Source organism: Marinitoga sp. 38H-ov, from assembly GCF_011057715.1.
Taxonomy (GTDB): Bacteria; Thermotogota; Thermotogae; order Petrotogales; family Petrotogaceae; genus Marinitoga.
On record NZ_LNGH01000054.1, the window covers coordinates 37,470 to 56,299 of the forward strand.

Below are 18,830 nucleotides of genomic sequence, written 5' to 3' on the forward strand. Positions count from 1 at the left end.
TTTTAGAAAAAAAATGATTTAATATAAAAAAATAACCTCAGAGAAAATCTCCGAGGTTATTTTTTATTAATTAATTAAAATATTCTCTTACTGCAAAGGATGCCGCAATAGCTCCATCTGCTGCTGCAGTGATTATTTGCCTTAAATCTTTTTGAACCACATCTCCTGCAGCAAATACGCCTTTTACATTTGTTTCCATATGTTTGTCTGTGATAATGTATCCAAATTCATCTAATTCTATTTTATCTTTGAATAATTGAGTTACTGGTAATACTCCTACAAATACAAATACACCATCAACTTCAAAATCTGTAACTTCTCCTGTTTCACGATTTTCTAAAACTAATTTATTTACCTTTTTATCGCCTTTAATTTCTTTAACTACTGTATTCCATATAAAATTAATATTTTCTGTATTAAATGCTTTTTCTTGATATATTTTATCAGCTCTAAGAGCATCTCTTCTGTGAATAATATATACTTCTTTTGCTATTTTTGAAAGATATAATGCTTCTTCAACTGCTGTATTACCTCCACCTATAACGGCAACTTTTTGATTTTTAAAGAAGTGTCCATCACATGTTGCACAGTATGAAACACCTCTACCAGCAAATTCTTTTTCACCAGGAACACCTAATTTTCTTGGAGTAGCACCTGTAGCTATAACAACTACTTTTGCTTTAACAATATTACCATCATCTAAAGATATAATTTTTTCTTCTTTAGAAAAATCTACGTTTATAACTTCACCGTAGTGAAATTCAACTCCAAATTCTTTTGCATGTTCACCAAATTTTTCTGCTAATTCTTCACCGGTTATAGATGTAAAACCTGGGTAATTTTCAACGTATTCCGTTAAATTTACCTGACCACCATCTAAATCTTTTTCAATAATTAAAGGTTTAATTCCACCTTGAACAGCATATATCCCTGCTGCTACACCTGCAGGTCCTCCACCAATAATAACCATATCATAGTATTCCTTTAAATTGCTTTTACTTTTAGAGGAACCCAAATCAAAAAACATTTATTATCCCTCCACAGCTTTTAATACTTCTTCTACAAAGTTTGGTTCAGGATAAGCCCCTATAAATTCACCTTTTACTTCCCATTCACCATTATTAAATACTTCAATAACTGTATGAGGAACAGAACTTACATTGTGTTTGCTAGATAGATCAAAAAATTCGTTTGCTTCAATCATTTCACCGTTTATATTTTCATTAATCATTGCTGCTTGATGAGCTGATAAAACTGCTCTTGGACAGTATGGACATGTTGGTGTTACAAATACTCTTAATCTCATTTTCTTGTCAATTGCTTTTAATTTATTAACTGTATCTTCAGAAAATTCAACTTCACCATTTTTTGATAATAATATTAAATCTTGCAATAATGTACTAAATTCATGTCCTGATGGGATTCCATAAAATCTTACTCCTAAATCACTTCCATTTGATGCTAAAATTATTGTTGCAGGAGCTAATGTTTTATCAATATTATATTCTTCAGAAATTGGAGAATCTATATGATGAACTTCTAAATCAATATTATCCACTCCATCTTTTAATTCAGTAAATAATTGTTTTGTTACATCACAATATTCGCAATTTTCTTTTTCAAATAATAATACTTTTACTCTACCTTTCATTTCTGACAATAAATCCTTTACTTGTTCTAATGTTTTATCATCTAATAATCTTTCCATTAAAAACACCTCCAATAATTTATATATTTTCTTTCGCTATTTTTACAAAATTTTTCAAAACCTCTATTTGCTCTTCCATCTCAATAATAAACCCTTTTATTCTTTCTTTACCTTTTTTAGTAATTTTATATATTTTTCTGGGAGGACTTGAAGTCATATCCCAATCAAACTCTATCTCATTGTTTTTTTCAAGATCTGATAATGCTCTATACACTCTTCCTTTTTGACCTACTCCTTCAGGAATTGTAATTCCCATTTCACACAGCCTATTTGATAATTCATATCCATAACTTGGATTTTCAGCTATCAATATTAGAAGTAAATCACATATTAATTTCCCACTTTTATTAAATACCTTACATTTATTATTTACTTGATCCATATTTACCTCCAATTTCAACTAAATAAGTCATATTACCTTCAAAGGAATTATATACAAAATGTATATATTTGTCAATACAATAATATAACAATTTTGTTTTTTTAATATTAAAAAAATCAAAGCCACAATTGTGGCTTAATCTAAAAACGTATCATATATTATTTTTATTTCATTAGAATATTTTTTTAATATATCTAATATTTTTGGATTGAAATCAGCAGGAGATGTTCTATCATCGCCATTTAATATAATGTCAAGAGTTTTTTCGTGAGAATAAGCTTTTTTATATGGTCTTTCTGAACGCAATGCATCATATACATCTACTAAAGATACTATTTGAGCTTCTATTGGAATTTCATCTCCCTTTAAACCAAACGGGTAACCTTTTCCATTATATTTTTCATGATGATATAATGCGATTTTCAAAGCTGTTTCAAAATATGCATCCTCTCCTAATAATTTAGTAGCATATATTGTGTGCTTTTTCATTATTTCATATTCTTTTTCTGTGAGTCTTGATTTTTTATTCAATATTTCTAAAGGTATAAAAATTTTTCCTATATCATGCAATGGCGAAAACTCTTTAATCTCAATAATATTATCTTCGGGCAAATTTAATTTAATTGCTATATATTGAGCCAATTCACCAACTCTATATATATGAGATCCAGTAACATCATCATGTGCTTCAGCAATAACTGCTAATTTTCTTGCAAAATTTAAATAAGCATTTTTTACTTGATCTATATTTAATTTTAATTTTAATGTATTTTTTGCAATATTTATTAATGCATAAAATATTCTTTTATCATTTTCATTGAAATGTTTTTCGCTTCCCTTTAATATATCTAAAGCAAATGATAACGTTTTATTGTTATCAATTTTAGTTGTTGCAATCATTACCTCTTTTATTGGTTTTATAGAACTAAAAAATAATTCCTTTTCTTTCTTATTTTTAAACATTTTTTCATTAAATTTTTCCAATTCTTCTCCATTAAAAATCTTTAAATCCTCATCTGTTTGTATCATATAATCTTTTTTTAATTCTAAATTTTTTAAAGTTTTTATATCATGACCTACTGCTGAGATATACTTCCAGCTCTCTCCTTCTATAATAGATAAACTTCCTCCTTCTGCATTTTCTGATAAATCAATAGCTAAATTAAGTAATTCTTCAAAATATTCATGTATTTCTATATTTTTATTTCCTAATTTTTGAACAACATTTATCATTTTAAATAATTTCTCATTTAACTTTTCTAAATAATTTTGATATTTTACATTTTCTGTAATATTTACCCATAATATTAATAACCCTATATTCTCACCATTTATTTGTATAGGACTTCTATATTCATTAAAATAACATTGTTTATTATTAATTTTCAAATTAATTTTATTATATTTATATTCTTTTTCATTAATAATATTTTCTAAATCATTAATTAATGACATTTCAATATAATTATTATTAAGTTCATCAAATAAATTTTTACCTATTAAATCTTCCTTATTCTTATTTAATAATTTAGCAAAAGCATTATTACAAAATATTATATTTTGTTCTAAATCTTTTATAAATATAGGATTAGGGGAAAGATTAACTATCTTTTCAATGAGTTCTTTTGAACTATTCAATTCCTTTATTTTTTCCTCTAAATCAAATAATGTTTCATTTAATTCTTTAGTTCTTTCATATACTTTTCTTTTTAATATTTTAGAATTTATATAAAACAATATAATAACTATTCCAAAAATAATAAGAGATATTATTAAAGTTAGTTTTAACCATTCTGGAATTTTATCCTTAACAACAGAACCAAAATATTTTTCAAATGTTGTGTAATAAAATGATGACTTATCTTCTTTTATTTTTTTTAATTCATTATCAAAATTATCAAAAATTAATTTCAAATTTTCATCTTTTCTATACATAATATAACCTGTTATGGGTTTAAATATAATAGATGTCTTTAATATATTATTATATTTTTTACCTTCTACTAAACCAAAAAATCTCGGTATAACTCCGGCATCAATATTACCCTTATTAAGTTCATTTAATATATCATTATAATTATCAAATTCAACATATTCTACATTTAATTTAAAATTCGTAATTATTTCCTTTATCCCATCTTTTCCTTCATAAAAGATATCTGTTTTCATAACCCCAATCTTTTTATTAGACAAATCTAAAATACTATCTAAATTTAATCCTTTTCTAATATAAACAACTGCCCATTCAAAAAATAAAGGTTCCTTATTAAAGTAGTATTTTTTTGCTCTTTCATCAGTATAACCCAAAGGAGCTACTGCATCTATTTCATTTCTTGATAATTTTTCTAATAAGTTTTTCTGAGAATCCAATATTATATTATATTTAACTCCACTTTTATCCATTATATTTTTAATAATATCATTTAAAAATCCTTCATCTTCATTTATCACTATAGGATTTGATAAGTATAAACCTATAGTTATTGAAAAAGATATATTAACAAAAAATATAACAAGCATAATTAAAATTATTTTTTTCATTTTATCACTTCGCTTTTATAATAAATATAATTTTATATATATTATAATATTTAACCTTTAATATTTCTTTAACATACTATTTTGTTTTTACCAGTTTTTTTTGCAATATACGCTTTTTCATCTGCTTTTTTTATTAAATCTTTAATAGAAATATTACTATCATCTACTATACCTACACTAAATGTTATATTTTTTTCCACTAAATTATTTTTAATTCTTTCCATTATAATTTTTGCTTTTTGCTTATCAATATTTTCAAAAATTATTATAAATTCATCTCCTCCATATCTATAAGCCTTATCTGTTTCTCTAATTGAATTTTTTATAATATTTGAAACCTCTTTTAATATTTCATCACCTTTTAAATGACCATATGTATCATTAATTTTTTTAAAATCATCTAAATCAATAAAAGCTAAAGAAATTATTTTTTTATTATTTTCATAATATTCTAAATCAGCATTTAACTTTGATGGATTGTATAATTTTGTCATAGGATCTAATTCACTTAATTTCTTCATCTCAATATAATGCTCTTTATGAGATACAATCATTGATACAATCCTTCCTAAAACAGATAAAATCAACATTTCTTCTTTTGTTGGTCTTAAACCACTTTTAGGTGAATCGCAGGAAATATATGCAAATATGTTATCATCTTTATCTCTAAGAGTAATTAACAATAGATCTTTCGAATCCCATCTATAATCTTCGTCAGAATATGTATCAATATTAACATTATTTTCAATAATAAAATAATTATCACTATTAACCTTATTTATTACATTTGGTATAAAATATACTTCTCCATATTTATATTTAACATTGCTAAATATATTATTTATAATTTCAGATGCTTTTACTTCTTTGCTCTTTAATTCTTCAAATTCCTTTTCTGTAAAACCAGAATATGCAACTCTCTCAATTAAATTTTCATTATAATTTATTTTCGATATTAAAATATAGTTAAACTCAAACTTTTCATTAAGAAATTTTGCAACATCAAAAAATAATTTTTTATCAGAAAAATGGAGCGTTTTTGAATATAATAAATTTGAAAATTCAAACATTATCTCATTAAATTTATTTAACCTTTGATTTTTTATGGTTTCCTCTTCCTTTTCATATATATATTTAGTAATAAAATAATATATTTCTAAAAATATTAAATTTTGAAATAAGAAATAATATTTAATAATTTCATTATTACTCATCAAATAAAAATATATACTTGGTGTAGCAGTCAAAAAGAATAACAATTCAACACTAAATACTTCTAATTTAAATTTATATATATCCGTAATTAAAGTATTAATTAATTTTGCAATAATAGCAAATAAGAGAACTTTCCCATAAATGTTTATATTTATCATATTTACTAGTAAATATGATCCATAATACATTGAAAAGTATACTAAAAACTTTTTTATTCTTTTTATTATATTTATATTATCTAATCTAAGAAGCGTAATAATGGATGCTAATAAAATATATTGGCTACCAAATAAATATGCAACAATAAATCCAGGCAAATTAGAAACTAACCTGTCTTTATTCTTCCATTTAACTACAATATTATCTGAAATAAATGTTAATAAAAATATTATAATAATATTTTTTAATTGGAATTCAAATGTTATTGGGAAAAATATAAGCAGCAAAATACTCAATATAATTGAAACTGTCATTTGATAATCAAATATTTTTTTCATTTCGTCCTCCTTATTTTTTATCTACCCCTTCATCCAAAGCCTCATCAATCTCATCAAAGCCATATAATCTAGACTTTAACCTAAGATCTTCTATATTTAGTTTTGAAATAATTTTTTTAGCTAGCAGAAATTCAAAAGGCAACCATGTAACATGTCCACTTGGAATTATATAATGTTTGGCACCTTTAAATTCTTTAGCTAACATCTTTCTGCTTTGTCTAGATAATGTTTTATCAAATAATGCTTCTACAAACATAACCTTAGATGAGTCAATTAAATGAGCATATGATAATGGATCCACCCTAAACAATGGATGAATATTATCAGAATTTAGTATTTCATCTATAGTCATGTTCTTTACTTTTGGAAATTGCTCATTATATATGTTGTATATTTTTTTAGAATCATGTAATCCAAATTCATCTTTAAATCCTTTTTTTATTAAATTTCTAACAAATTTTGTAGCTGGTGAATTATACAATATTTCTGGTAAATTACCCCCTGTTGTCATTAATAAAAAGTGTTTTAATTGAGGATTTAATGCTTCAACAATAGTCCCTATCATTCCACCCAAACAATAACCTATTAATATATTTTCTTTTTTCCAATAGCCTTCTTGTTTTAATAAGTCCAAAGTAGATAACGCATCAATTACACCATTTTCCCAAAATTTATACATAACATTTAAATCAGGCCACAAGTAACTTCTTCCGCTTACTGAATTTTTATCAACTCTTGTGTAATTACCTGGCAATATTAATATAGTGGTGTTTATTCCTACACTTGATAATCTACGTGCAAGCCATATCATATATTTAATATTAGCACTACCTAAACCGTGAAGAATCAAAGCAGATGCCAATATTTTATCTTTAGGTTCAAAATTATACAATTCTACTGTTTCTGTACCTTCAGCTGGATTTCTATATAATGTTTTAAATCTAACATAATTACATCTATAATGTTTTCCTTTAAAAATAAATCCCGAAATATAATCTATTTTTTTCTTTTCATATGAAAAATCAATTTTCATATTTTATCAAACCCCTTATAAATTTAATTGTTTCATCTAAAATTTTAATAGTTTGTATATCATTATTTTCAAATTCAAAAGCATGATCACCATTTTTATGAATAAGTATCTTTGTTTCTATTCCTTTTTCTTTTAATTTTTTAAATAATTCTATAGTTGATAACACAGGAACTGTTCTATCTTTTTGACCATGAACCAATAAAATTGGTTTCATATTTTCATTTATCCAAAATACTGGGGAATAATATATATATTCACCCTCTTTTGTTTTATTTGGTAATCCTTTTAAAGTTGTAGCAGTCGCAACTTTTGCAAATATTGATTTAACATTTTTATCAAACATTTGCATTAAATTACCTGGTGCATAATATAATACTAAACCTCTTATTCCTTCTATCTTTTCAGTATTATTTAAAAATGTATTAAAAGCATAGTATAATAATGTTAGATGACCTCCAGCAGATAATCCCATTAAAACAATATTGTTTTTATCAAGATATAGTTTATCTGCACTTTTTTTGATATAATTTAATGCATCAGTATAATCAGAAAGTATCTCGTTCATTGTATAGGATATTCCAAGCCTATAATCTATAGAAACAACTGCAAATCCTTTTGAAGCTAAAAACCTACACCAAGAAATGTTGTTCCTTTGATTTCTAAAACCTGATACCCATCCACCACCATGTGTAAAAAAAACAACTGGATATTTTTCTTTTTTTTCTTTGGGATAATATATGTCTAACTTTAATTCATTTTTCCCAAATATTTTATATGTATATGTATATGGTCCTTTAAAATCCTTGGATTCAATTGGTAATTTTCTGAATAATAGATTTAATATATATATAATACCATATAAAATTAACCCATATAATAATACAATTCCACCCCATATAAAAGTTAGGATTATTATTAATATAGTATATATTTTTTTAAGATTTTCTTTATCCATTATATTCACCATCAATTCTTTTTATATTATATTATACACCAAAATAAAGGAGTAAATAAAATGGGTTTTGGCCAAATTTTAAAAATTATAGAAGAAAAAGATTTTATTGATCATCAAAATAAAATAAGAAAAGAAGTAATTAATGTAAATAAATGGTTATTAAAACCAAGAAAATTAAACACTAGAAAATTACTATCTATTTTTAGATTTCTAAGTAAAAACGCTGAAAGAAAAATCCTAAGAAAACATTTAAATGATTTACAGTTTCTTTTAATACATATAGTAGAAAAACCAAAAGAAAATAGAATTAGAGATTTAAAAAAATATTATAATTTATTTGACCAAGATATTGATATGATCAAATTTTTAATGTTTCCAGATAAATTTCCACCTGGTGGATATGAAGAAAAATTAAAAAAATATGGAATAGAATTATACAAACCAGATGTAATATTTAAAAAATTACCATTTAAAGATTATATAGATCTATATGCTTTAATGACATATGTACCTTTGGATGAAAAAAATCCGTTTATTCAAAATTTATTAGATGAAATATTGAAAATTGACCCTTTAGAAGACAAAAAAAGCTATTTAAAAAAAGTCTTAGACATTTATAATAGTTTAAATGAATTTGAACAACATCTTTTAAATATACAATTAAAAAATTTTTCGTATTATCATTATAAACTATTTAATACTGATTCTATTAAAGGTTTAGTAATAGATGGAAGTAACATAGTACGATATGAAAATAAAAATTCATTAAATCTATTATTAGATATACTAGAAAATCTATTTTTAGGTAAGATTGTATTCTTTCCTGTTCATATTGTTTTTGATAATAATATAGAGTTTTTTTTAGAAGATAAAAATTCTCTTAAATTATTATCTGAAAAGAAAAGAGTATACTTTAATTCACCTGCTGATGATATGATTGTGTATATTTCAAATAAATATAATTATTATATTTTATCAAACGATAACTTCAAAGAATACGATGTAAATGAAGATAGATTACTAAAAATAAAGGATTTTCAATTTGACAATTAATCATAAATTTGTTATATTTAATTAAATAAATTATATTGAAAGGAGTATAAATATGAAAAAAGTACAAGATAGATTTATTGAATATACAAAATTTTTTACCACTTCAAATGAAGAGTCAAATACATGTCCATCTACACCAGAACAATTAATACTTGCAAAATACTTAAAAGAAGAATTAGAAAACATTGGAATGAAAGATGTAGAATTAGATGAAAACGGATACGTTTATGCTACTCTTCCTTCAAATATAGATAAAGATATTCCTACAATTGGATTTATTGCACACATGGATACCGCACCAGCTTTAACAGGTAAGGATGTTAAAGCAAGAATCGTTAAATACGAAGGTGGAGATATTATTTTAAATAAAGAAAAAAATATAGTGCTCTCTCCTAAAGATTTTCCATCATTAAATAATTATATAGGGCAAGAAATTATTGTTACTGATGGAAACACATTATTAGGTGCTGATGATAAGGCTGGTATAGCTGAAATTATTACTGCTATGGAATATTTAATTGAACACCCTGAAATAAAACATGGTACTATCAAAGTTGGATTTACTCCAGATGAAGAAATAGGTAGAGGTGCTGATAAATTTAATGTAGAAAAATTTGGTGCAGATTTTGCATATACAATTGACGGTGGAGAAATTGGAGAGTTAGAAGCTGAAAACTTTAATGCCGCTACTGCTACATATACAATTCACGGAAAAAGTATACATCCAGGAACTGCTAAAGATAAGATGATTAATGCTGCTTTAATTGCAGCTGAATTAGCAATGATGTTTCCTGAAGCTCAAACTCCACAACACACAGAAAAATATGAAGGATTCTTCCATGTAGTTCATATTTCTGGAGATTGTGATAGCGCTAAATTAACATTGATTGTAAGAGATCATGATAAGACATTATTTGAAAATAAAAAATGGCTATGCGAAAAAAATGCAGAATTATTAAATCGAAAATATGGTGAGGGCACAATTGAATTAGATTTAAAAGATAGCTATTATAATATGAAAGAAAAAATAGATCCGGAAATTGTTGAAATAGCCAAAAAAGCTATGGAAAATGTAGGAGTAAAACCTATAATAAAACCTATAAGAGGGGGAACAGACGGAGCAAGATTATCATATATGGGCCTACCATGTCCAAATATTTTTACAGGTGGTCACAACTTCCATGGAAGATATGAATATATTCCAATTCCTTCAATGGAAAAAGCAGTTGAAACAATATTAGAAATAATAAAAATTGTTGCTGAAAAATAATGAGAATGGTAAACCCATTCTCATTATTTTTTTAATAACCCCCATATTATTAAAATTATACCTAAAATTAAAAAAGCAATTACAAAAATATTTTCTGATAAATTTGGCATATCTGGATATGAGCTGTACGATCCTCCAGAAGGGCTTAATTTAACCGCAGAAATTTCTAAAGCCCATATGAATTTTGCTACAATCCTTTCTAACGTATAAAAAATACCACTAACAATTAGGAAAATAACACCAAGTTTCGCATATACATTCATATTCTCCCTCCTATCTTTCTATAATCCTCCAATTTCTTTTTTTCGCAATTCTTTTTAGTCTAAAGTCCGGAGAAACACAGATAGGATTTCCTACTGATTCTAAAAGAGGTAAATCTGATATTGAATCGCTATAAAAATATGCATCTTTTAAATTGAAATTCTTTGATTGACATAATTTCTTAGCTTCAATAACTTTATTTTCTTCATACATATATACATCTAACTCTCCTGTTATTATTCCATCTTTTATTATAGTTCTAGTGCATAAAGCATCATCAAATTTTAAATATTCAGCTACTGGATTTACTATTGAATCTGGCGAAGCAGAAATTATAACAAGATATGCATTATTATTTCTATGATATTCAATTTCTTTTTTTATACTTTCCCTTATATGATATTTCCCATCTTCTTCAAACCATTTTTTTGCAAACCCAAAAGCATCATCTACCTTTTGCCCTTTATATCTTAAAGCCATTTCTCTTGTCATCTTTTCCATATCCTTTATTTCAAAACCAAGTTTATAAAACACAGTAAATAATCCCATTCTATAATATTCCCAAATAGAAAATTTACCATGTTTTATCTCATATTTATAATACAATTGAGGGCTATATTTATCTAAAATAGTTCTATCTAAATCAAAAAAAGCTACATAATCTTTCATATTTACCTCCTAATAAAAATATATGGAAATTATACCATATTTTTGTATTTAATAACAATCTAATGATACACAGATTAATTGAATCAAATGTTAATATTTACTTTTATTTAATATTTTAGTTACTAATATTGAAATAATTTTTATTATAATAACATTAATTTAATAAAAAATATTTATAAAATTAAATACTTGTAAGGTAAAAATCAAAATAGGAGGTGTAATATGAAAAAGATAGTTTTAGTGGTATTTATTATGATTGTATCTTTTATTTTAACTTTTGGAGACTATAATGTCTTAATTCCTAGTTCTAAAAATTTTATTGAAACAGTAGAGATTGAAAACTACAAAATTAAATATTTATACTTAAAAGAAATGGAGAAATATATTAACACTGATAAAATATCGTTTGGTAAAAAGGGTAATATCGTATTGTTTAAGGAAATGGGAAGAAATAATTTATATATTTCCAATTTAGAGAATTTAGTTAAATGGAATGTTATTACATTAGATAATTTCCCAATACCTTCATATGATTCTACTTTTCGATTTGTAACAAATGATAATTCCGTAGTATTTTTTTATAATAATAATAAAAACTTGGAAATTTATCAATACTCATTACCAGATAAAAAATGGGAGTTAATAAAAACTTATTCAGATTCAGTATATTTTGATATTGATCCATCAAAAATAAACAATAATTTTTTATCTTTTGTTATACAAAATAGCGAAGAGAAATTAGAACTTCATCTTTTAAATATAACCAATAGCGATGATACTCTGGTAAAAAAGAATTTTATTGGTTCAACCAAATTAGACGTAAATACAAAAGGAGATGTAATTCTTATAAACAATATAAAAATTGAATACTATAATAATGAATCTAAAATAATAAAAGAAATAGATTTAAAAGATGCTTATCCAGAAATAATAATGGATGAACCATATTTTGTAACCTTTATAAATGACAATGATGTTGCTATATATAGCAGTAATAAATTAATAATACTTAATACTAAAAACTGGAAAATAAAAGATGTTATATATGAAATACCTGATAATATAGTTGGTTTGACAGGTTTAAATGATGGTAGTATTTTAATAAATATTTATGAATGAGTATGCTATAAAAAATTTATAAATTACAATAGTATTTCTAAGTTATAATAACAAAAGATAATTATTTTACACATTTAAATAACGGGAAATACAATATATGCTATGAAACTCCATAATTTGATAAATATATATTTTAGGAGGTCTTATGAATTATTTAATTATTGGTATTATTGGAAGAATTCAAATTTTAGATTTAAATTAATAATTTTTATAATCTCAATAATAATTTTGTATTTCCAGCTAAAAATATTATATAACTTATACTTTAATCCTTTATATATAATTGAAAAATATTATAATACAATGGAAGTAGCAACAAGACAATATGAAACTTATCTTAAATATACTATTGATTATGAAAAAGAAAGATTAAATGAACTTTTAAATGAAATTATTGAAGAAAGAGGAAAAATAGTATTAAATCCAGAAAAAGCTAAAAGTTTAATGAAAAAATATTATATTGATTTAGAAAAAGAGGAAGTAATGATTTATATTGAAAGTGCACTTTCTTCAGATTCAGATTATTACTATAAAAACATAAAAATAACACAATATGGATATGAAAATATATATTAAATCCAGAAATAGCCTCGATTACTCTGGACTCTAATGGTAAAATTATAGAAAGAACAATTGTTACAGACGGATTAAAAAAAATAAAATATCCAGAAAATGCTGAAATAACCTTTTATATAGTAAGAACATGGAAAGGATTAAAAATTGATTGGATTAAATCTGTTTATAATTATAACAGTATTGAACCTAAAAAAATCGGATATTAATAAAAACCAAAGAATTATTATATAAAGGGTGTAAAAATATGAAAAAACTATCTATCTTATTCATTTTGTGTATTACTATTAATATTTTTTTCAATAACCTCTATAAACCCATTACCTTTTATTGATGATGATATTTTAAATTTGGATTTTATTAATAAATCAAAATTTTCATTGAATTATGGAATTCTAAATTTCATTGAAATTAGTGGTGGAATATCAACAGAAGGAATAGCAAAAATTAAGATTAATACAAATTTTATTGAGCAAATTCCATTAACAAGCGCAATTAGTTTAGGATATTTTCCAGGTTTTTATTTATCAGATAACTATTTCCTTTTATTATATTGGATAATTGGGTATAAAAATAAAAGAATTATATTATCAAATGGTACAAGATTAACAGTGAATTTTTCCAGCTTGGTAACAATCTGTGATATTTCAAATTATAATACTGCAATATGGAATATAAACGATTTTTCTTCGATAAGTGTAGAAAATCTATTTACCTGGTCAGATAAAGGATTTTCATATTCAACAATATATTTATATTTAAATGGATTATTAAAAAACATATCCTTTATCAAAAATATAAATATAAGCGGTGGAATAAAAGAGGATTTACTAAATAATAATTTTGGTTTTATTTTTGGAGCATCTATTGAAATAGATATACCAGAAAATATCAATAAATTAGAAAAATTATTAAATAAACTTAAAGATTAAAAAATACAGCCAAACTCCCTTGAAATAAAATTCTTCTACTGCTTAAACAGTAGAAGAATTTTAATATGAATTATGTATTTGATATTATCATTTTTGCTAAATTATATGCACCATAATCATTTAAATGAACACCATCTATTGTAGTAACTAAATTCCTCATTTTACTGGTAATTTTTGATATTAAAGGAGTTCTAACAAAAATAGAATCTAGTACCATACCAAAAGGATTTTTTGATATAAAAGTGTTTGAATTTTTTACAACTTCTTTTTGCCAACTATTAAAATCAATATATTTAACATTATATCTTTTGCACATTTTTATTATTATTTCATTGTATTCATGTACTTTCTTATTTAAATCACTATTTAAAATTTCTCCAATCATCGGAATGCTAACAACATAAACCTTCTTATGTTTTACCTTATTTATCATTTTTTCATAATTATTTTCAAATTCATCTTTTGTTTCTGAAGGAACCCTTCCAGATTTAATAATGCTTTCTATTGATCTTTCCCACATTTTTGAATAAGATCTTAAGAATGGCAATAATATATCATTTGTACCAATTTCTATTACTAATTCATCATATTTTTCAAAATTTAAAACCTCTAATCTTTTGGTAAGATTTAAAACAGTATCTCCACCTAAACCAAAATTTATACCCTCTAAATATTTTACATAAGATACTCCAGGCTTACCTTCTGTTATACTATCTCCAAAACATGCTAACATATTATCCCCTCCATACCAACGATTATAACAGAATTCTTTTAAGTTGACAATAATTTAAAATATATATTAATACACACAGCAAATTAATTTAAATTAAGTTTTTCTTTTCACTTGATTTAGTTAATAATACCAAAAAAAGTGTAGAATAATAATCAATCTCCTGCTTCGTGCAGGGGATTTTTTGTTATTTATATATAATAATTTTTTAACTCAATTAATATATCATATGATATGATAATTTAGTAAATTTATTGAATTTTATAAATATAAAATTAATAGCAAAGTTACCATGATTTTGTTTATTTTTTTTTTTTTTTTGATAAAATTATAGCGAATTATCAAGATATAAAACTTAAGGTGAAAATATGAGAAAAATTTTTATTATGTCTGTGATTTTATTAACAATGTTGCTGTTGAATACTTTAACTACTTTTTATATTTCGAATTTAAATAATAATAACGTTCCTAATCCTGATATATTTTATAAAAATACCAAAAATTTAAATATTGAAAAAGAGTTCTTACAGAGTAAAGAATACACATTAAGCAAAATTTTTTATTCTATATATAGAAAACAGGTATTATAATTATATTTACAATAATATTTTAATCAACAATAGCACACTATTTATTGTAAAAAATAAAAAATGATAGTAGGAATTGTGAATGAAAAAAGAAATAGTATATGTTTTAATTCTTTTTATTAGTATATTTTTTATATCATGTACTAATGTAAAAAAATAGAAAAAATGTTGAATATAATAATGGTTTAGAAAGTTCTGTGTATGATAATAATGTTATTAAAACATCTGAGTATTATACTAAAGATGGTTTTTTGGTATTCAAAAATTATTTTGAAGATGGAAATTTAGTAAAACAAGAGATATTTGATAAAGAAGGTAATATAGAGTATACATTTGAAATAAAAAATGAAAAGATTTCTTCTATAAAAAATTCAAAGGGTCAAAAAATACCTGCTAATAAAATATATTATTATAATAATATTAGTCATACAAAAGAATTATTTTTGCCGAATAAAATATTTACTTTTGAAGATTATCTTAATAATATAAAAGATAAAGGTGTTTATGAATCATTGTATGATGAATTAGATACAGGACAATATACTTTTGGATATAGACTGGATACTACAAAAACTGGATATACTTATGGAGAAATGTCAAGAAGAATATTTAATGCAACATTAAATACTATATTAGATATAGCTACAACTAACATTATTAATTCTATTGCTTCAGAATTAAAAAACTTCATTGAATATATACAATATACAGGAGATTTTATTTCATATCTTAAAAACAATTTTAGAATAACAAAAACAACAACCAAAGAAGCAAGACATTATACATTAAGAAAAGTATATGTTATACATTACATTTCAGAAAATGGAAATTGGAAAAAAGGATGGGAAAAAGTTTTTGCTATAGCTGAACGTAATTATAGCAGTTTATTAGTAAAAGTAGAAGGAATAACAAAGTATAAATATAATGATAATGGCATAATAGAAACTCGAGAAAAACTTGATGAAACGACTATAACCAGAGGAAATCTTGATGTAAAGGATTCTCCAAATTACAATAATATTTCCCAGTTATGTTTAATAGCAAAAGATAATTATTTAAATTATATAAATGGGGGAAATTATTATGTATGGTACGAAAAACCCTAAAAATTTATTTATCCAATATTAGGAATATTATCAGTATATTTACAACATTTATATATAACAACTATTTTAATCCATTACATGTATTAGAAAAATATTATGATGCAATGTATTATGCTAATATATATTATAAAAATATTCTTGAAGATAATACATTATCTTCTAATACTATAAATGATTCCCTTAAATCTTATTTAAATAAAATGATAGAAGTTTGATAAATATATATTTTAGGAGGTCTTATGAATTGTTTAATTATTGGCATTATTGGAAGAATATAGATTTTAGATTTAAATTAATAATATTTGTAATTTTAATAATAATTTTGTATTTCCCATTAAAATTAGTATATAACTTATACTTTAATCCTTTATATATAATTAAAAAATATTATGATGCAATGTATTATGCTAATATATACTATGAAAGTATTCTTGAAGATAATACATTATCTTCTAATGTTATAAATAATTCCCTTAAAGCTTATTTAAATAAAATGATAGAAGAAAGAAAAAAGTATGTTTTAAATCCAGAAAAATCAGAAAAACTTATGAAAAAATATTATACTTTTCTTGAAAATGATGCTTCATTAGTAATGGATACAAATACAAGCAAAAGAAATATAAATATAAAAAAAAGAAAGAATGGATATATAGTTCATATTATAAATGGAGATTTAGTATCCTATGAATTGGATTCAAATGGAAAGATTATAAAAAAAGTAATAGATAATAATAAGATGAAAAAAATAAAATATCCAGAAAATGCTGAAATAACCTTTTATATAGTAAGAACATGGAAAGGATTAAAAATCGATTGGATTAAATCTGTTTATAATTATAAACATCAGGATATTGATCAAAAATAGTGAGCTATTTGTTAAAAAACAAAAAATGATAGAAGGGGAATGAAAAAGATAGTAGCATATGCTATTGTATCAAGACTGATTTGGATTTTTACCAAACTCTAAAGTGTTTGTTGAAAAAATATTAAGGGGGTAAAGATGAAAGTTATAAGTAATTTATCAGCAAAAAGAATAATTATTCTCTCTTTTTTATTGATTATCTATATCTCTATAGCTTTTTCAAGTGAATTAAAACAACTTAATTTTGATCATATTTTTACAATATCCTTCAATAAAGAATATAAATATAAAAACAACTATATAGTTTTATTCTCACCAAAAGATTCATGGGGAAACGATTTTGATTTTCAATGGACAATAAATGAGAAAGGTAACATTTATATATTTAAGAATTTGAATAAATTTAACAATACAGAAATAACTGCATATAAAATTGACATATTAGAAAATACAGTAAAAATGATAAAATTAAACACTTTGATTCCAGCTCCATTTCCTCCATGGATAGATATTTTAGATGTCTATGCAAAAAATGATAAGATATATTTTTTGACATTTGGGGGTATAATAGTATTTAATCAAAATTTTAGATTTATCGATTTTTATATATTTGAAGATGTTGCTAATTCAATTACTGAAAAAACAAAAAATGAATATGAAAATGGTGTGTATTTTATTCCATATAATCACGGGAATCAGATAATTATTGATAATAATGAAAATATAATTATTAGAGATATATGTAGTGTTAAAATATATTCTTATTCTGGAAGAAATGAAAAAATTTTTGGTGGAAAAATATATTCATTATCAAATAAATATAGTCTAAATGCAAAGGATAATGAATATCCTTTATTGTTGGAAAATGATAATGGTGAGATATTTATTGCTCTTTTCAAAGAACCAAATTTAAAAGAAGATTATATTTTTAATAAAATAGAGATTTTTAATTTGAATGATGAAAAGTCATTTGAATTAAAAATGAAAAATAGAAAATTTTATCCTACAGCAGCTCTATTAAAAAATTATCTTTATGTACTTACAATGGCGTCAAATAGTTCAAATTCATATTTACAAAGTTTAAAAATAAATATGAACGATGATAAAACATTATTTAAAATAAATGAAGAGAAAAATAATATATATTACCGTTTTAACGATATTAAAGTAAAAAAAGTATTTAATAATAAATATATTTTTATAAGATCATATGATAAGTTGGAAGTTTTTAAAGAATTTTAGCAAAGCGGGAAATTATAAGTGAGAGGATGCGAATATGAAAAAGTACATTACAGGTATTTTAATAGTATTTTTAACTATTACATTATATAGCCAGT

20 protein-coding genes are annotated in these 18,830 nt (G+C 23.4%); 10 read left to right on the plus strand and 10 right to left on the minus strand.

What is annotated here, in order from left to right; genetic code table 11:
- Positions 1-70: 70 nt before the first annotated feature.
- The 7 genes from trxB to AS160_RS10695 all read right to left on the minus strand — a co-directional run bounded on the left by trxB (position 71) and on the right by AS160_RS10695 (position 8,331).
- A complete protein-coding gene (gene trxB, locus AS160_RS10665) occupies positions 71-1,027 on the minus strand; it encodes a thioredoxin-disulfide reductase (RefSeq protein WP_165148849.1) in 957 nt (318 codons plus the stop codon).
- Positions 1,028-1,030: 3 nt separating this feature from the next.
- Complete coding sequence (locus tag AS160_RS10670; protein WP_165148852.1) at positions 1,031-1,708, minus strand: thioredoxin family protein; 678 nt, start codon at positions 1,706-1,708, stop codon at positions 1,031-1,033.
- A gap of 19 nt (positions 1,709-1,727) precedes the next feature.
- Complete coding sequence (locus tag AS160_RS10675) at positions 1,728-2,090, minus strand: helix-turn-helix transcriptional regulator (protein ID WP_165148854.1); 363 nt, start codon at positions 2,088-2,090, stop codon at positions 1,728-1,730.
- 135 nt (positions 2,091-2,225) lie between these two features.
- Positions 2,226-4,631 carry an HD domain-containing phosphohydrolase gene (locus tag AS160_RS10680; protein WP_165148856.1) on the minus strand — a complete coding sequence of 802 codons (2,406 nt, stop codon included), beginning with the start codon at positions 4,629-4,631 and terminating at the stop codon, positions 2,226-2,228.
- A 68-nt stretch (positions 4,632-4,699) separates the two neighbouring features.
- Positions 4,700-6,343: a GGDEF domain-containing protein gene (locus tag AS160_RS10685; protein WP_165148858.1), complete on the minus strand. Its 1,644-nt coding sequence runs from the start codon at positions 6,341-6,343 to the stop codon at positions 4,700-4,702.
- 10 nt (positions 6,344-6,353) lie between these two features.
- Positions 6,354-7,376 carry an alpha/beta hydrolase gene (locus tag AS160_RS10690; RefSeq protein ID WP_165148860.1) on the minus strand — a complete coding sequence of 341 codons (1,023 nt, stop codon included), beginning with the start codon at positions 7,374-7,376 and terminating at the stop codon, positions 6,354-6,356.
- Entirely contained in the window at positions 7,366-8,331 is a 966-nt protein-coding gene (locus tag AS160_RS10695; RefSeq protein WP_165148862.1) for an alpha/beta hydrolase, read from the minus strand. Before AS160_RS10695 ends, AS160_RS10690 begins: the two co-directional genes overlap by 11 nt.
- 60 nt (positions 8,332-8,391) lie before the next feature.
- Between AS160_RS10695 and AS160_RS10700 the strand changes: the two genes are divergently transcribed.
- Positions 8,392-9,384: a hypothetical protein gene (locus tag AS160_RS10700; RefSeq protein WP_165148864.1), complete on the plus strand. Its 993-nt coding sequence runs from the start codon at positions 8,392-8,394 to the stop codon at positions 9,382-9,384.
- Positions 9,385-9,436: 52 nt separating this feature from the next.
- The gene (pepT, locus tag AS160_RS10705; protein ID WP_165148866.1) at positions 9,437-10,654 is read left to right on the plus strand and encodes a peptidase T; all 1,218 of its coding nucleotides are present in this window, start codon (positions 9,437-9,439) and stop codon (positions 10,652-10,654) included.
- Between the two features lie 23 nt (positions 10,655-10,677).
- Here pepT and AS160_RS10710 read toward each other — a convergent pair whose 3' ends face one another.
- Both AS160_RS10710 and AS160_RS10715 read right to left on the minus strand, forming a co-directional pair.
- Entirely contained in the window at positions 10,678-10,917 is a 240-nt protein-coding gene (locus AS160_RS10710) for a hypothetical protein (RefSeq protein ID WP_165148868.1), read from the minus strand.
- A 10-nt stretch (positions 10,918-10,927) separates the two neighbouring features.
- Positions 10,928-11,584 carry an HAD-IB family hydrolase gene (locus AS160_RS10715; RefSeq protein ID WP_165148870.1) on the minus strand — a complete coding sequence of 219 codons (657 nt, stop codon included), beginning with the start codon at positions 11,582-11,584 and terminating at the stop codon, positions 10,928-10,930.
- A 222-nt stretch (positions 11,585-11,806) separates the two neighbouring features.
- On the opposite strand from AS160_RS10715, the gene AS160_RS10720 reads away from it, so the two are divergent.
- From AS160_RS10720 to AS160_RS10730, 3 genes are all read left to right on the plus strand, one after another.
- Positions 11,807-12,703: a hypothetical protein gene (locus AS160_RS10720; protein WP_165148872.1), complete on the plus strand. Its 897-nt coding sequence runs from the start codon at positions 11,807-11,809 to the stop codon at positions 12,701-12,703.
- A gap of 303 nt (positions 12,704-13,006) precedes the next feature.
- Positions 13,007-13,279 (plus strand): hypothetical protein, encoded by a 273-nt coding sequence (locus tag AS160_RS10725; RefSeq protein ID WP_165148874.1) that lies wholly within the window; start codon positions 13,007-13,009, stop codon positions 13,277-13,279.
- Between the two features lie 347 nt (positions 13,280-13,626).
- Positions 13,627-14,208, plus strand: a complete 582-nt coding sequence (locus AS160_RS10730; RefSeq protein WP_165148877.1) for a hypothetical protein — start codon at positions 13,627-13,629, stop codon at positions 14,206-14,208.
- A gap of 70 nt (positions 14,209-14,278) precedes the next feature.
- On the opposite strand, the gene AS160_RS10735 is transcribed toward AS160_RS10730, so the two are convergent.
- Positions 14,279-14,941 carry an SGNH/GDSL hydrolase family protein gene (locus tag AS160_RS10735; RefSeq protein WP_165148880.1) on the minus strand — a complete coding sequence of 221 codons (663 nt, stop codon included), beginning with the start codon at positions 14,939-14,941 and terminating at the stop codon, positions 14,279-14,281.
- A gap of 383 nt (positions 14,942-15,324) precedes the next feature.
- On the opposite strand from AS160_RS10735, the gene AS160_RS10740 reads away from it, so the two are divergent.
- From AS160_RS10740 to AS160_RS10760, 5 genes are all read left to right on the plus strand, one after another.
- Entirely contained in the window at positions 15,325-15,528 is a 204-nt protein-coding gene (locus AS160_RS10740; protein WP_206528180.1) for a hypothetical protein, read from the plus strand.
- A gap of 194 nt (positions 15,529-15,722) precedes the next feature.
- Complete coding sequence (locus tag AS160_RS10745; RefSeq protein ID WP_165148884.1) at positions 15,723-16,631, plus strand: hypothetical protein; 909 nt, start codon at positions 15,723-15,725, stop codon at positions 16,629-16,631.
- On the plus strand, positions 16,613-16,846 hold the full coding sequence (locus tag AS160_RS10750) for a hypothetical protein (protein ID WP_165148887.1): 234 nt from the start codon (positions 16,613-16,615) through the stop codon (positions 16,844-16,846). Before AS160_RS10745 ends, AS160_RS10750 begins: the two co-directional genes overlap by 19 nt.
- Before the next feature lie 29 nt (positions 16,847-16,875).
- On the plus strand, positions 16,876-17,496 hold the full coding sequence (locus tag AS160_RS10755; protein WP_165148890.1) for a hypothetical protein: 621 nt from the start codon (positions 16,876-16,878) through the stop codon (positions 17,494-17,496).
- A 135-nt stretch (positions 17,497-17,631) separates the two neighbouring features.
- Positions 17,632-18,735, plus strand: coding sequence for a hypothetical protein (locus tag AS160_RS10760; RefSeq protein ID WP_165148893.1), 1,104 nt, complete (start codon positions 17,632-17,634; stop codon positions 18,733-18,735).
- Positions 18,736-18,830 lie beyond the last annotated feature (95 nt).